Annotated in this window: 15 protein-coding genes; 10 read left to right on the plus strand and 5 right to left on the minus strand. The window is 65.8% G+C overall.

Features of this window, described 5'->3' with window-relative positions:
• Positions 1–75: 75 nt before the first annotated feature.
• On the minus strand, positions 76–525 hold the full coding sequence (gene mscL, locus OXS31_RS12925; protein WP_108582976.1) for a large-conductance mechanosensitive channel protein MscL: 450 nt from the start codon (positions 523–525) through the stop codon (positions 76–78).
• A 226-nt stretch (positions 526–751) separates the two neighbouring features.
• Between mscL and OXS31_RS12930 the strand changes: the two genes are divergently transcribed.
• The 5 genes from OXS31_RS12930 (at position 752) to OXS31_RS12950 (ending at position 3,991) form a co-directional block, all read left to right on the plus strand.
• Positions 752–991: a DUF465 domain-containing protein gene (locus OXS31_RS12930; protein WP_007162691.1), complete on the plus strand. Its 240-nt coding sequence runs from the start codon at positions 752–754 to the stop codon at positions 989–991.
• A 94-nt stretch (positions 992–1,085) separates the two neighbouring features.
• On the plus strand, positions 1,086–1,295 hold the full coding sequence (locus tag OXS31_RS12935) for a hypothetical protein (protein WP_058792900.1): 210 nt from the start codon (positions 1,086–1,088) through the stop codon (positions 1,293–1,295).
• Positions 1,296–1,443: 148 nt separating this feature from the next.
• Complete coding sequence (locus tag OXS31_RS12940; protein WP_007162689.1) at positions 1,444–1,713, plus strand: hypothetical protein; 270 nt, start codon at positions 1,444–1,446, stop codon at positions 1,711–1,713.
• Between the two features lie 119 nt (positions 1,714–1,832).
• Positions 1,833–3,194: a DNA repair protein RadA gene (radA, locus tag OXS31_RS12945; RefSeq protein ID WP_027598463.1), complete on the plus strand. Its 1,362-nt coding sequence runs from the start codon at positions 1,833–1,835 to the stop codon at positions 3,192–3,194.
• An 86-nt stretch (positions 3,195–3,280) separates the two neighbouring features.
• Positions 3,281–3,991 (plus strand): copper resistance protein B, encoded by a 711-nt coding sequence (locus OXS31_RS12950; protein WP_027602972.1) that lies wholly within the window; start codon positions 3,281–3,283, stop codon positions 3,989–3,991.
• A 409-nt stretch (positions 3,992–4,400) separates the two neighbouring features.
• On the opposite strand, the gene OXS31_RS12955 is transcribed toward OXS31_RS12950, so the two are convergent.
• The 3 genes from OXS31_RS12955 to OXS31_RS12965 form a co-directional block, all read right to left on the minus strand.
• Positions 4,401–4,766, minus strand: a complete 366-nt coding sequence (locus OXS31_RS12955; RefSeq protein WP_267399390.1) for a PilZ domain-containing protein — start codon at positions 4,764–4,766, stop codon at positions 4,401–4,403.
• 147 nt (positions 4,767–4,913) lie between these two features.
• Positions 4,914–5,552, minus strand: coding sequence for a response regulator transcription factor (locus OXS31_RS12960; RefSeq protein WP_027602973.1), 639 nt, complete (start codon positions 5,550–5,552; stop codon positions 4,914–4,916).
• Entirely contained in the window at positions 5,549–6,922 is a 1,374-nt protein-coding gene (locus OXS31_RS12965; protein WP_042136754.1) for a cache domain-containing protein, read from the minus strand. Before OXS31_RS12965 ends, OXS31_RS12960 begins: the two co-directional genes overlap by 4 nt.
• Before the next feature lie 165 nt (positions 6,923–7,087).
• On the opposite strand from OXS31_RS12965, the gene OXS31_RS12970 reads away from it, so the two are divergent.
• The 4 genes from OXS31_RS12970 to OXS31_RS12985 all read left to right on the plus strand — a co-directional run bounded on the left by OXS31_RS12970 (position 7,088) and on the right by OXS31_RS12985 (position 10,802).
• Positions 7,088–9,145 carry a carbon starvation CstA family protein gene (locus tag OXS31_RS12970; protein ID WP_027602975.1) on the plus strand — a complete coding sequence of 686 codons (2,058 nt, stop codon included), beginning with the start codon at positions 7,088–7,090 and terminating at the stop codon, positions 9,143–9,145.
• A 12-nt stretch (positions 9,146–9,157) separates the two neighbouring features.
• Positions 9,158–9,361 carry a YbdD/YjiX family protein gene (locus tag OXS31_RS12975; protein WP_007162682.1) on the plus strand — a complete coding sequence of 68 codons (204 nt, stop codon included), beginning with the start codon at positions 9,158–9,160 and terminating at the stop codon, positions 9,359–9,361.
• A gap of 57 nt (positions 9,362–9,418) precedes the next feature.
• A complete protein-coding gene (yjiA, locus tag OXS31_RS12980) occupies positions 9,419–10,411 on the plus strand; it encodes a GTPase (RefSeq protein ID WP_267399391.1) in 993 nt (330 codons plus the stop codon).
• Between the two features lie 211 nt (positions 10,412–10,622).
• Positions 10,623–10,802 (plus strand): hypothetical protein, encoded by a 180-nt coding sequence (locus OXS31_RS12985; RefSeq protein WP_042136758.1) that lies wholly within the window; start codon positions 10,623–10,625, stop codon positions 10,800–10,802.
• On the opposite strand, the gene OXS31_RS12990 is transcribed toward OXS31_RS12985, so the two are convergent.
• Positions 10,799–11,275 (minus strand): DciA family protein, encoded by a 477-nt coding sequence (locus tag OXS31_RS12990; RefSeq protein ID WP_044341909.1) that lies wholly within the window; start codon positions 11,273–11,275, stop codon positions 10,799–10,801. The genes OXS31_RS12985 and OXS31_RS12990 overlap by 4 nt on opposite strands.
• 234 nt (positions 11,276–11,509) lie before the next feature.
• Between OXS31_RS12990 and secA the strand changes: the two genes are divergently transcribed.
• Positions 11,510–14,251: a preprotein translocase subunit SecA gene (secA, locus tag OXS31_RS12995; protein ID WP_267399393.1), complete on the plus strand. Its 2,742-nt coding sequence runs from the start codon at positions 11,510–11,512 to the stop codon at positions 14,249–14,251.
• The last annotated feature ends 51 nt before the right edge of the window (positions 14,252–14,302 follow it).

Below are 14,302 nucleotides of genomic sequence, written 5' to 3' on the forward strand. Positions count from 1 at the left end.
TTTACAAGTGGTAAATGAGCATTCCGAAGCCATTTTCAACGCAGGTTGGCCGACGCGCAGCCGCCTTTGAAAGGCTTACAGCGGGTTGACCGGCGGTTCCTGCTTCACCACGGGAGCCTCGGTCGCCTTGCTGTTCTGCTCCTTCAGCAGGTCGCGGATCTCGGTCAGCAGCACCTGGTCCTTGGTCGGACCGGCCGGGGCGGCATCCTGGTGCAGGCGCAGGCGGTTGAGCACCTTGATCGCCATGAAGATGGCGAAGGCGATGATCACGAAGTCGAAGATGGTCTGCAGGAACTTGCCGTAGGACATGACCACGGCTGGCTGGTCACCCACGGCGGCCCTCAGGGTGATCGCCAGTTGCGAGAAATCCACACCCCCCAGCAACAGGCCCAGCGGCGGCGTGATGATGTCGGCCACGAAGGACGACACGATCTTGCCGAAAGCCGCGCCCAGGATGATGCCGACCGCCAGGTCGACCACGTTGCCTCTCATGGCGAATTTCTTGAACTCGGCAATGATGCTCATGCTGCACTCCTTTGGATGGTTTCGAAGAGACGATAGACGATTGTGCTCGCTTCGCTCGGGTTTGGAACCCTGCTAACGGTCTCCAGGTTCCCCGGAAGCGGCAAATCGCCGCGCGATCGGCAACTGGTCGCGGCTGTCGCACTTTGTCGAAGGGGCCGGGTCCACCCTTGTACGCCGAGGGCAGCAACCCTCGCGACCTCCACCTCTCGTCCCCAAGGAGCCCCTGATGGTTGCCAAACACGACCTGCACAAAGACTTTCCCGAGTACGCCGAGCAGCTGGACAGCCGTCCCCAGACCGATGCGGCGTTCGCCAAGCTGCTGGAAGACTACGCCAAGCTCGACCAGCAGATCCTCGATCTGGAGGAAGTGGAAGAATCCAGTGGCGACGAGGAACTGGGTCGCCTGCGCCGCGAGCGCGTCCTGCTCAAGGACAAGATCGCTCAGCAGCTGAAATACCCGTCCTAGCCGTGCCGGGCTCGACCGGCAGCGTCGAGCCCTGCCTGGCGCGATTGGCAAGAGCCGCTGGCGTTGCCATCATGGCCTCCCAGGAGAGGAGCCGATGACCGACGAAGTGGCGATGTACCAGCAGTGGCACCTGTGGATCACCGAGGCGGCCGTGGAAGCCCAGCGCCGTCGCGTGCAGCTCGAATTCGCCGAATACAGCCGGTTGCTGGCCGACCTGCAACTGCTCGAACAGCAGCGCTGGCAACAGGCGCTGCCTGTCTGGTTGCGTGGCGATGCGGAAATGGTGTCGACGCTCAAGCACTAGCGGCTGATCGGCGAACCCCCTGCAGAGCCTGATGACAGCGCGATGAACGACCAGCGGTGCCCGGCGGTCAATGGGTTACCCCAGGCTACTTTCGCGGGGTGAGCGAGGTTTATCCGGCCTACCTGGCCCTCTCAACGAGGATGTCCCCATGAAGCGTACCGCCCTGATCGCCCTGATGATGTTTGCCGCCGCCCCCGTATTCGCCAAGGATCTGTGCGCGGTCCAGCTGCAGAAGCTGGACGATGCCAGCAAGATGAAGACCAACATGATCGGCCCGGGCAGTTCCCAGGCCCAGCAGATCGCCGAATTCCGCAAGAACGCCATGGCTGCCCAGAAAGCCGGTGACGAGAAGAAGTGCATCGCGCAGGCCAACCAGGCCCTGACCATGCTGCGTCAGCCGGGTGGCGAGGGCAACTAAGGCCCAAGCCTGCCGTTCGAGAAAAGGCGCACTCCCCCGCGGGAGTGCGCCTTTTTACTGTCTATGCATCCAGTCGTGTTATGCTGGGCGTCTTCCCTTCTCGACTGGAGAATTCCGCCATGGCCAAGGCCAAGCGTCTCTACGGCTGCACCGAATGCGGCGCCACCTTTCCCAAGTGGGCGGGCCAGTGCGGTGAGTGCGGCGCCTGGAACACCCTGGTGGAAACCGTCGTCGAGACCTCCGCCGTCCCTTCCGGACGCGCCGGCTGGGCCGGAGCCCAGGCGACCATCAAGACCCTGGCCGAGGTCAGCGTCGAGGAAACCCCGCGCTTCACCACCGATTCCACCGAACTCGACCGGGTGCTGGGTGGCGGCCTGGTGGATGGCTCCGTGGTGCTGATCGGCGGCGATCCCGGTATCGGCAAGTCCACCATCCTGCTGCAGACCCTCTGCCACCTGGCCGCGCGCATGCCGGCGCTCTATGTCACCGGCGAGGAATCCCAGCAGCAGGTGGCCATGCGTGCCCGCCGCCTGGGCCTGCCGGAAGACAAGCTCAAGGTCATGACCGAGACCTGCATCGAGTCCATCGTCGCCACCGCCCGCCAGGAAAAGCCGCGGGTCATGGTGATCGACTCCATCCAGACCATCTTCACCGAGCAGCTGCAGTCCGCGCCCGGCGGCGTGGCCCAGGTACGCGAGAGCGCGGCGCTGCTGGTGCGGTTCGCCAAGCAGACCGGCACCGCCATCTTCCTGGTCGGCCACGTCACCAAGGAAGGCGCCCTGGCCGGACCGCGGGTGCTGGAGCACATGGTCGACACCGTGCTCTATTTCGAGGGCGAATCCGACGGCCGCCTGCGCATGCTGAGAGCGGTCAAGAACCGCTTTGGCGCGGTCAACGAACTGGGCGTGTTCGGCATGACCGACAAGGGCCTCAAGGAGGTCTCCAACCCTTCGGCGATCTTTCTCAACCGGGCCCAGGAGGCGGTGGCCGGCAGCGTGGTCATGGCGACCTGGGAGGGCTCGCGGCCGATGCTGGTGGAGGTGCAGGCCCTGGTGGACACCAGTCACCTGGCCAATCCGCGGCGGGTCACCGTGGGCCTGGACCAGAATCGCCTGGCCATGCTGCTGGCGGTGCTGCACCGCCATGGCAGCATTCCCACCTACGATCAGGACGTCTTCATCAACGTGGTCGGCGGGGTCAAGGTGCTGGAGACGGCGGTGGACCTGGCGCTGATGTCGGCGGTGATCTCCAGCCTGAGGGACCGCGCCCTGCCGCACGACCTGCTGGTGTTCGGCGAGATCGGCCTATCTGGTGAGATCCGCCCGGTGCCCAGTGGCCAGGAACGGCTCAAGGAGGCGGCCAAGCACGGCTTCAAGCGGGCCATCGTGCCCAAGGGCAATGCGCCCAAGGACCCGCCACCCGGCTTGCAGGTGGTCGCGGTGACGCGTCTGGAGCAGGCGCTGGATGCCCTGTTCGAATAGCCCTTGGCGGCTTTTGTAATATTTTTTAAAACTCTCGGCGGGGCAGGGTGGTCTATCAGGCGCTTCCATGACCCTGGATACCCGCCATGTCTCGTCTGCTCCCGCTTTCCGTATTCCTTGCCGGCTTCGCTACCAGTGCCCTGGTCCAGGCCGCCGATCCCAGCAGCTCCGCGCCGGCCAGTCTGGAGGTGGATCAGCTGGAGTGGCAGCATGCCGACGAAGGCAGCGTCTTCAACTGGGATCTGGAAGGCTGGGCCCTGGGCGGCGGCGCCAATCGCCTGGATTTTCGCAGCCAGGGCGAGCGCACCAACGGCCACACCGAGCAGGCCGAGGTGCAGGCGCTCTGGGGGCACGCCCTGGCCAAGGGCTGGGGCAGCGTGGCCGGCATCCGCCAGGATTTCAAACCCGGCTCGCCGCAGACCTGGGCCGCCCTGGGCATCCAGGAACACGATCCCGAGGATCTCGACATCGAGATCACCGCCTTCTTCGGCGAAAACAATCAGACCGCCCTGCGCCTTGAAGCCGAATACGACTGGGCCCTTACCCAGCGGCTGATTCTCCAGCCCCATACCGAACTCAATTTCTACGGTCGCAACGACGAGTCCCGCGGCCAGGGCGCCGGTTTCGCCGAAAGCGAAGCCGGGCTGCGCCTGAGATACCAGGTGACCCCGGAGGTCGCGCCCTATGTCGGGGTGTCCTGGAACGCCACCCACGGCAACACCGCCGCCATGGCGCGGGAAGAGGGCGAAGACACCCACGACGCCCGCCTGGTGGTGGGTCTGCACCTGGAGTTCTAGGCCCGGTCCTACGGAAGACTTCGCCCTTCGCTTCGGACAGGCGCCCTCGCTCAGGTGGTAGGCAGAGGTGACCTGGCTGTTCTATCGCGGCCACGGGCCACTCCTGCAGCGCTTTCCGTGTACCTGTAGGAGCGATCGCTAAGTCGCACCGGCATGGCCGCGATAGAGATCAAGCAGAGCAGTAACGTGGAAACGGCGCAGCCTTTTCCACTGGGCCTTCGCGGCGAGGGACACCCTCACCCCAACCCTCTCCCGAGGGGAGAGGGGGCTATCCGTGCAGGTGTTCATCTCCATCGGCTTCAGGATCGCGATCAGCTGTCTGCCTACACCTGTAGGAGCACCATTGACCGCGATAAGCCGCAGTCGGCACAGACGATAAAGCGCTAGCCAGTACCGTCGACCCCAAGACCTAGGGCGTACCCAGCGCCGCCAACTCGCGTTCCAGCAGGGTTTCGTCGCCCAGGTTCAGCTCCACCAGGCGGCGCAGGTGGCTGATGGAATCCAGATCGATCTGGCGGCAGGCGAAGGCCAGCTGCTCCGCGGTTTCCCGAACCAGCTCCACGTCCATGCTCACCTGGGCCTCGTCGTTCAGCAGGATGCGCAGCTGATAGGTCGCGCTCGGCTGGGCCGACCACTCGGCAGGCCGCGCCAGCAGCACGCCCTTGAGCGAGATGTCGTCCACGGGCGCTGCCCACTGGCGCTCACCCTGGTGCAACTGGGCAGGGGCATCGAAGGTGAAGCGGGTAAAGCGGCGACGCTCGTTGGTGTCGTTCATGGAAGGGCTTCCTGAGGTTTCCTGATCACTGTAGACGACCGTGGCCGTCCCGTATCGACTGCGCCTGGCAGGGTAGCCGGCGTCGGCCGGTGGGGCCAGGACGAGAGGGCTCATTGGTCGCCAGGGGGCGAGCAGCGGCCCAATTCGTCAGACGTTGGAGGTGCCCTCCGGGCGCCAGCCGTACTCGCGCGCATGGCGGACCAGATCGGCCGGCTTTTGGATGTCCAGCTTGCGGCGGATGCTCAGACGGTGGGTTTCCACCGTGCGCACGCTGAGCCCCAGCTGCTGGGCCATGGTCTTGTTGTTGAGGCCCTGGGCCATGAGCAGCAGCACCTGGCGCTCCCGCGGGGTGAGGTCGCCGTCACTGGTGCCCCCTTCGCCCAGGCGGGCGGCGATGGCGCTGCTGTAGAAGCGCCCGCCGACCGCCAGGGCTTCCACCGCGGCGATGATCTCCTCGGACGGCGCATCCTTGAGCACATAGCCGGCCGCGCCGACCCGCAACGAGGTGCTCACGTATTCGCGATTGTCGTACATGCTCAGGATCAGCACCCGGGCGCGCGGGGCACGTTCGGCGATCAGGGCGGTCAGCTCCAGGCCATTGATGTCCTTGAGGCCGATGTCCACCAGCAGGATGTCCGGATCGAGCCGCGCCAGCAGGTCGAGGGCTTCCGCACCACTGCCGGCCTCGCCGACCACGACGAAGCGCTCGATGGTGCCCAGCAGCGCCCGCACCCCGGCGCGGACCAGGGCATGGTCGTCGACCAGGAGGATGCGGATGGGCGTCATGTCGGGCTTTCCTCGTCGGCCGGGAGGTCCGAGCGTAGCAGAACCACGTCCAGGGTCGTGCCGCCGGGGCCGGACTGGATGGCGCAGCGACCGCCGAACAGCTCCACCCGCTCGCGGATGTTGCGCAGGCCGATGCCGCCGCTGAGATGTTCCACCTGGCCGGTATCGAAGCCCCGACCGTCGTCGTGCACGGTCAGGCAGATCCAGCGCCCGCGGCGCTGCAGGTCGATGACGACCTTGCGCGCCGCCGCGTGGCGCTCGATGTTGGTCAGGGCCTCCTGGACGATGCGGAACAGGGCGACGTCCATGTCGCCGCCGGCGGTGCTGTCGTCCAGGGTCTGCCGATAGTCCACGTCCAGGCCGCTGCGCTGGCGGAATTCCTCCACCAGCTGGCCGAGCGCTGCGGGCAGGCCGAGGGTATCCAGCAGCGAAGGGTGCAGGTCGTGGGAAATGCGGCGGATCTCGCCGATGGCGGCGGCCAGGCGCTGGGTGCCTTCGCGCAGGGTCTCGCCGGCGCTGGGCTTGCCGGTCCCCAGTTCGCGGCTGGCCAGTTCGAACTGGAACTTGATGGACACCAGCAGCTGGCTGATGCCGTCGTGCAATTCCCGCGACAGCCGCGATCTTTCCTCTTCCTGGGAGGTGATGAGTCTCTGGGTCAGCTGCTTGAGCTTGCGATCGGCCAGGCGGTGCTCGCTGACATTGAGCGTCAGGCCGCCGGCGAACACCAGCAGCACCGCCACCAGGGCCACCCCGGCGCTGGCCAGCAGGGTGGTGCGGATGCCAGCGGCCACGTCGTGGCGCACCTGGGCGAGGGCGGCGTCCACGTCGTCCAGATAGAGGCCGGTGCCCAGCACCCAGCCCCAGCGCTGCAGCTGGGTCACGTAGGCGAGCTTTTCCGCCATCTGGCCGCTGGAGGGCTTCTGCCAGCCATAGCGCTGGAAGCCGTCGCCCTGGCTGGCACTGCGCAGCAGCGCCTGGATCACCAGCAGGCCGTTGCCGTCGGTGAGTTGCCAGAGATCCTGGCCGACCAGCTCGGGCTGGCGCGGGTGCATGAGATTGCGGCCATGCTGGTCGTAGACGAAGAAGTAGCCGTCGCTGCCAAAATTCAGGCTGGCCAGCAGCGCCAGTACCCTGGCCTTGGTCTCCTCGTCGTCGCGACCGCTACCGTACAGCGGCTGGATGGCACTGACGCCCATCTCCACATAGTTGCGCAACTCGGTCTTCTTGCTGCCGAGGATGCTGTGTTCGAGCAGCCGTGCCTGCTGCTCGCCCAGGCGCTGGCTCTGTTCCAGGACCACCAGGCAGACCGCGGCCACCGCCAGCAGCAGCGGCAGCAGTCCGAGGGCGACCATCTTGTATTTGAGCTGCATCGGCACCTGTCCGGGCTGGCGGCTACGTAGAACTACGTAGCGGGCCTTGGGTAGTTCTGCGAATTTCGCTGTCGCGTCGAGCCGCCGATAGTAATATGGCTCCGCTGTGGGCTCTCACAATAACAAGTATCGCCGCGGCCACCGGTGCGCGGCAGGAGAACAAGCATGACCCGAATGGCCAGCCATCTTGCCTGGTTCGCCGTTGCCGTACTGGGCGCCTTCGCGCTGGGTACCGTGGCGCTGAGTCGAGGCGAAGCGATCAACGCCCTCTGGATCGTGGTCGCCGCCGTGGCGATCTACCTCGTTGCCTACCGCTACTACAGCCTGTTCATCGCCACCAAGGTGATGGGCCTGGACGCCAAAAGAGCCACGCCCGCCGTGCTCAACAACGACGGCCTGGACTACGTCCCCACCAACAAGCACATCCTCTTCGGCCACCACTTCGCCGCCATCGCCGGCGCCGGTCCGCTGGTAGGCCCGGTGCTCGCCGCCCAGATGGGCTATCTGCCCGGCACCCTCTGGCTGATCGCCGGGGTGGTCTTTGCCGGCGCGGTGCAGGACTTCATGATCCTGTTCCTCTCCACCCGCCGCAACGGCCGCTCCCTGGGCGACATGGTGCGCGAGGAAATGGGGCGCATCCCCGGCACCATCGCCCTGTTCGGCTGCTTCCTGATCATGATCATCATCCTCGCGGTGCTGGCGCTGATCGTGGTCAAGGCCCTGGCCGAGAGTCCCTGGGGCATGTTCACCGTGATCGCCACCCTGCCGATCGCCATGTTCATGGGCGTCTACATGAGATACATCCGCCCCGGGCGCATCGGCGAGATCTCGCTGATCGGCGTGGTGCTGCTGCTGGCCTCCATCTGGGTGGGTGGCCTGGTCGCCGCCGATCCGGTCTGGGGCCCGGCCTTCACCTTCACCGGCGTGCAGATCACCTGGATGCTGATCGGCTACGGCTTCGTCGCCGCCGTGCTGCCGGTCTGGCTGGTGCTGGCCCCGCGTGACTACCTGTCCACCTTCCTCAAGATCGGCACCATCATCGCCCTGGCCATCGGCATCCTGGTGACCATGCCGATGCTGAAGATGCCGGCCCTGACCCAGTTCGTCGACGGCACCGGTCCGGTGTGGAAGGGTACCCTGTTCCCCTTCCTGTTCATCACCATCGCCTGCGGCGCGGTGTCCGGCTTCCATGCCCTGATCAGCTCGGGCACCACCCCCAAGCTGATCGCCAAGGAAACCCATGCCCGCTACATCGGCTACGGCGCCATGCTGATGGAGTCCTTTGTCGCCATCATGGCCATGGTCGCCGCCTCGGTGATCGAGCCGGGCGTCTACTTCGCCATGAACAGCCCGGCCGCCGTGGTCGGCGCCGACGTGGTGTCGGTGGCCGCCAAGATCAGCACCTGGGGCTTCGTGGTGACGCCCGAGATGCTGCAGGCCACCGCCGCCGAGATCGGCGAGCACACCATCCTGGCCCGTGCCGGTGGTGCGCCGACCCTGGCGGTGGGCATCGCCCAGATCATGCACAACGTGCTGCCGGGCGAGAACACCATGGCCTTCTGGTACCACTTCGCCATCCTGTTCGAGGCGCTGTTCATCCTCACCGCGGTGGACGCCGGCACCCGCGCCGGACGCTTCATGCTGCAGGACCTGCTGGGCAGCTTCGTACCGGCGCTGAAGCGCACCGACTCCTGGACCGCCAACGTCATCGGCACCGCCGGTTGCGTCGCCCTCTGGGGCTGGCTGCTGTACCAGGGCGTGGTCGATCCGCTGGGCGGCATCAACACCCTCTGGCCGTTGTTCGGCATCTCCAACCAGATGCTCGCCGGTATCGCCCTGATGCTGGGCTCGGTGGTGCTGATCAAGATGAAGCGCCAGCGCTATGTCTGGGTGACCCTGGTGCCGGCGGTGTGGCTGCTGATCTGCACCACCACCGCCAGCCTGATCAAGCTGTTCGATTCCAATCCGGCGGTCGGCTTCCTGGCCCTGGCCAAGAAGTACAGCACTGCCATGGCCCAGGGCCAGGTGATCGCCCCGGCCAAGAGCATGGAGCAGATGCAGCACATCGTCTTCAACGCCTACACCAACGCCACCCTCTCGGTGCTGTTCCTGGTGGTGGTGATGAGCATCCTGTTCTTTTCCATCAAGGTCGGTCGCGCCGCCCTGGCCAAGCCCGAGCGCAGCGATCGCGAGACCCCGTTCCAGCCGGCCGCGGGCGTTTAAAGGAGAATCCCTATGTTCAATGACCTGGGTCGCATGGGTAAGTATCTGGGGCAGGCCGCCAAGATGCTGGTGGGCATGCCCGACTACGACACCTATGTCGAGCACATGCGCGGCAAGCACCCGGACCAGCCGGTGATGAGCTACGAAGCCTTCTTCCGCGAGCGCCAGGAAGCGCGTTACGGTGGCGGCAAGTCCGGCGCCATACGCTGCTGCTGACCCAGGGTCTCCTCCAGGCCGGGCCTCGAGCCCGGCCTCTTTCTGTCTGGAGTTGCCATGCACGAACCCATCCCCGTCACCGTCCTGACCGGCTTTCTCGGCGCCGGCAAGACCACCTTGCTCAAGCACATCCTGCAGGCCGAGCACGGCCTCAGGATCGCCGTGATCGAAAACGAATTCAGCGCCCTCGACGTCGACGGCGAATTGCTGGAAGACGCTGGCGCCGTACAACTGATGAAGGTCGCCAACGGCTGCGTCTGCTGCACCGGCAGCAAGGACCTGGCCTATGCCCTGACCGTGCTGCTGGAGCGGCTGGACAGCGGCGAACTGGATTTCGAGCGCCTGGTGGTGGAATGCACCGGTCTCGCCGATCCCGGTCCGGTGGCCCAGACCTTCTTTACCGACGACCTGCTGCGCGAGCGCTATCTGCTCGACGGGGTACTGACCCTGGTGGACGCCGTCCACGCCAGCGAGCAACTGAGCGATCCGCTGCTGCAGGCGCAGATCGGTTTCGCCGATCGCCTGCTACTGACCAAGCTCGATATGGCCGAGCCGGCCGCCGTCGAGGCGCTGGAGAATCGCCTGCAGCGCATCAATCGCCGTGCGCCCATCCGCCATGTCGATCATGGCCGCATCGAGCTGGCCGAATTGCTGGACATCCGCGGTTTCAACCTGCACGACGAAGACCTGGCGCCGCCCACGCTGTTTCGCCCGCTGCGCCCGGTGTCGGAAGCCGTCAGCCTCACCGAGCGCATCCAGTCCATCGCCATCCGCGAGTCGCGCCCCTACGATCAGGACAAGATCGGCAAGGTCATGGAGATGCTGCTCGACACCCTCGGCTGCGACCTGCTGCGCTACAAGGGGCTGCTCAATATCGCCGGCGAGGAGCGCCGCCTGCTGTTCCAAGGCGTGCAGCAGATCTATGCCGCCGACTGGGAGCGTGACTGGCTGGCCGACGAGGAGCGCGAGAGTCGCGTGGTGCTGATCGGCATGGACCTGCCGGAGGAGCGCATCCGCGCCGCCTTCGAGCGGGCGGTGGCACGCACCTGAGACGGGCTGGATCGTTAGCAACAAAATCAGGACGGATAGCGCCGCGGGGCGCAGAATCCCAAGGCGCCTTCGATACGGGCTGCAGCGATCCGGGTGTCCGGCCATGCCTGAGCGCGGTGTCGGCGCCAATGGGGTGGCGGCAACCCGGTCGATGACGCCGGACGAGGCGTAGCGCCACCGAACGAAATATCCCTCACCGAGGACGCTCTGCATGCTCCTGCTATGGCAAGCCCTGGCCACCGGTGGCCTGATCCTGCTGGGCGCCTTGCTGATCGATCACCTGTTGCCGCACCGGGAGACACGCGCGCGCCGCTGGGCGCGGCGTATCGCCCTGGTCGTCATGGGCAGTCTGGCCGGCATCGCTGGACGGCTGTTGGTGGGCTGGCCCTAGGCGTTGTCGTCCGCGGCAGGCGCCTTGGGCGCGGCGCGACTGGCCAGGCGTTCCAGGGCCGCCTTGAGCTTGGGGTCGCGGATGCCGGCGGCCACGTCGCGCAGGCTGTCGGCGCCCACCTGACTGACCTGGCGCACCGGTCGGACCCGGGTGGCGACGCCGGGACTCGGCTGCATCTTGAATTGCAGGCGCATCAGGCCGGCGAATTCCGGCGCCTGCTGCAGCAGTCTGAGCAGGCGGCGCTGCTGATAGCGCAGCCGCGTCGCCCAGTGGGCATCGTTGACCACCAGCAGCAGGGTGCCCTCGCGCCAGCTGGCCACCCGGCAGTGGGGGCGGGCAGCCGGTTGCAGCTGTTCTTCCAGCAACTGTTGCAGGCGCCCCAGTCGCTCGGCTTCGCGAAACAGCGACTTGAGCGGTTTGGCCTGGCGCAGCAGGGCAGCGGGAGCGACGGCGGAGAGAGGGCGAAAGGCCATGCGCAGGACTCGCGATGGGCGAAGAGAAGACGCCGATGGTAACAGATCGCTCTGGCGTCCTGGCGGCTGGGGGCCCGTCGTTCTTTCCTCATCGGCATTTCCGAGTAGAATGCCCGATTACCATCGCGGGACACCGCGGGTCTCAACCCCCGCGCCCAGGCGTCTGGCCAGGCTCTGCAGAGGCCTTGCCGCCCGTTTCGCTCCCCTCATTCCAGCGGAAGAATTCCAGTCGATATGTTTGCGCCTTTGTTGAAGAAATTCTTTGGAAGCAAGAACGAACGAGATGTCAAACGCCTAGGCAAGGTCGTGGTGGCCACCAATGCGTTGGAATCCCAGATTGCCTCCTTGAGCGACGAGCAACTGCGCGCCAAGACCGAGGAATTCAAGCAGCGCGTGGCCAGGGGCGAGTCCCTCGATGCCCTGATGCCGGAAGCCTTCGCCGTGGTCCGCGAGGCCGGCAAGCGCGTCATGGGCATGCGCCATTTCGACGTCCAGCTGATCGGTGGCGCGGCGCTGCACGAAGGCAAGATCGCCGAGATGCGCACCGGTGAGGGCAAGACCCTGGTGGGTACCCTGCCGGTCTACCTCAATGCGCTGTCCGGCAAGGGCGTCCACGTGGTCACGGTGAACGACTACCTGGCCCGCCGCGACGCCAACTGGATGCGGCCGCTGTACGAATTCCTCGGCCTGTCGGTGGGCATCATCCTGCCGTTCCAGCCGCCGGAAGAGAAACGCGCCGCCTACGCCTCGGACATCACCTACGGCACCAACAACGAATTCGGCTTCGACTACCTGCGCGACAACATGGCCTTCAGCATGGCCGAGAAGTACCAGCGCGAGCTGAACTTCGCGGTGGTCGACGAGGTGGACTCCATCCTCATCGACGAAGCCCGGACCCCACTGATCATCTCCGGCCAGGCCGAAGACAGCTCCGAGCTCTATCAGAAGATCAACCAGCTGATCCCGCGTCTGCAGCAGCACATCGAGGAAGAGGAAGGCAATCCGACCCAGGTCGGCCACTACACCATCGATGAAAAGACCCGCCAGGTGGAGATCACCGAGCTGGGTCACCAGTACATTGAGGAGATGCTCACCGAGGCCGGGCTGCTGGCCGAGGGCGAGAGCCTCTACTCGGCGCACAACCTGGGCCTGCTGACCCACGTGTTCGCCGGTCTGCGCGCCCACACCCTGTTCCATCGCAACGTCGAGTACATCGTCCAGCAGGACCAGGTGCTGCTGATCGACGAGCACACCGGCCGGACCATGCCGGGTCGCCGCCTTTCCGAAGGCCTGCACCAGGCCATCGAGGCCAAGGAAGGACTGCCGATCCAGCCCGAGAGCCAGACCCTGGCCTCGACCACCTTCCAGAACTACTTCCGCCTCTACAACAAGCTCGGTGGCATGACCGGCACCGCCGACACCGAGGCCTTCGAATTCCGCCAGATCTACAACCTCGACGTGCTGGTCATCCCGACCCACCGCGAGATCGCCCGTAAGGACTTCAACGACCTGGTCTACCTGACCCAGGCCGAGAAGTACCAGGCCATCATCGAGGACGTGAAGCAGTGCCAGGCCGAAGGCCGCCCGGTGCTGGTGGGTACCGCCTCCATCGAGAGCTCCGAGTACGTCGACCAGCTGCTGACCCAGGCCGGCATCGAGCACAAGGTGCTCAACGCCAAGTACCACGAACGCGAAGCCGAGATCATCGCCCAGGCCGGGCGTCCGGGCGCCGTGACCATCGCCACCAACATGGCCGGTCGCGGTACCGACATCCTGCTCGGCGGCAACTGGGAAGTGGAAGTCGCGGCCCTGGAGAATCCTTCCGAGGAGCAGATCGCCGCGATCAAGGCCGCCTGGCAGGCGCGCCACAAGCAGGTCATCGACGCCGGCGGCCTGCACGTGATCGCCTCCGAGCGCCACGAATCCCGCCGGATCGACAACCAGCTGCGCGGCCGTGCCGGGCGCCAGGGCGACCCGGGTTCCAGCCGCTTCTACCTGTCGCTGGAAGACAGCCTGATGCGCATCTTCGCCTCCGACCGGGTGAAGAACTTCATGAAGGCCCTGGGCATGCAGGGCGGCGAGGCCATCGAGCACCGCATGGTCACCAACGCCATCGAAAAGGCGCAGCGCAAGGTCGAAGGCCGCAACTTCGACATCCGCAAGCAGTTGCTGGAATACGATGACGTGGCCAACGAGCAGCGCAAGGTGATCTATCACATGCGCGACACCCTGCTGGCCAACGAAGACGTCGGCGACACCATCAAGGGCTTCCGCGAGGAAACCCTGACCCAGGTGATCAACGAGCACATCCCGCCGCAATCGCTGCCCGAGCAGTGGGACATCCCCGGCCTGGAAGCCGAGCTGTACAGCGTCTTCGGTCTGCAACTGCCCATCGGCCAGTGGCTGGACGAAGACGACAAGCTGTACGAGGACACCCTGCGGGTGAAGATCCTCGAGCAGCTCGAAGCCGCCTACATGGAAAAGGAAGACCTCGCCGGTCGTGAGGCCCTGCGCAACTTCGAGAAGCAGATGCTGCTGCGGGTGGTCGACGACCTCTGGAAGGACCACCTCACCACCATGGACCACCTGCGCCACGGTATCCATCTGCGCGGCTACGCCCAGAAGAACCCCAAGCAGGAATACAAGCGCGAGTCCTTCACCCTGTTCCAGGAGCTGCTGGACAGCATCAAGCGCGACACCATCCGCGTCCTGTCCCATGTCCAGGTGCGTCGCGAGGATCCGGCCGAGGAAGAGGAGCGCATGCGCCGCGAGGCCGAGGCCATGGCCGAGCGCATGCAGTTCCAGCATGCCGAGGCGCCGTCGCTGGTCGACCCCGAGGTGCTCGAGGACGAGCAGGGCGAAGACACCGTGGTGCCCCTGCAGCCCCAGCGCAATGACCAGAAGATCGGTCGCAACGAGCCGTGCCCCTGTGGTTCCGGCAAGAAGTACAAGCAGTGCCACGGCAAGCTCGATTGAGGGCCTGCCCAGGCAGTCGAGGCGACGGCAACCTGTCGGCATAGCCGCCGA

The organism is Pseudomonas sp. GM_Psu_1, assembly GCF_026544185.1.
GTDB classification, from domain to species: Bacteria; Pseudomonadota; Gammaproteobacteria; order Pseudomonadales; family Pseudomonadaceae; genus Chryseomonas; species Chryseomonas oryzihabitans.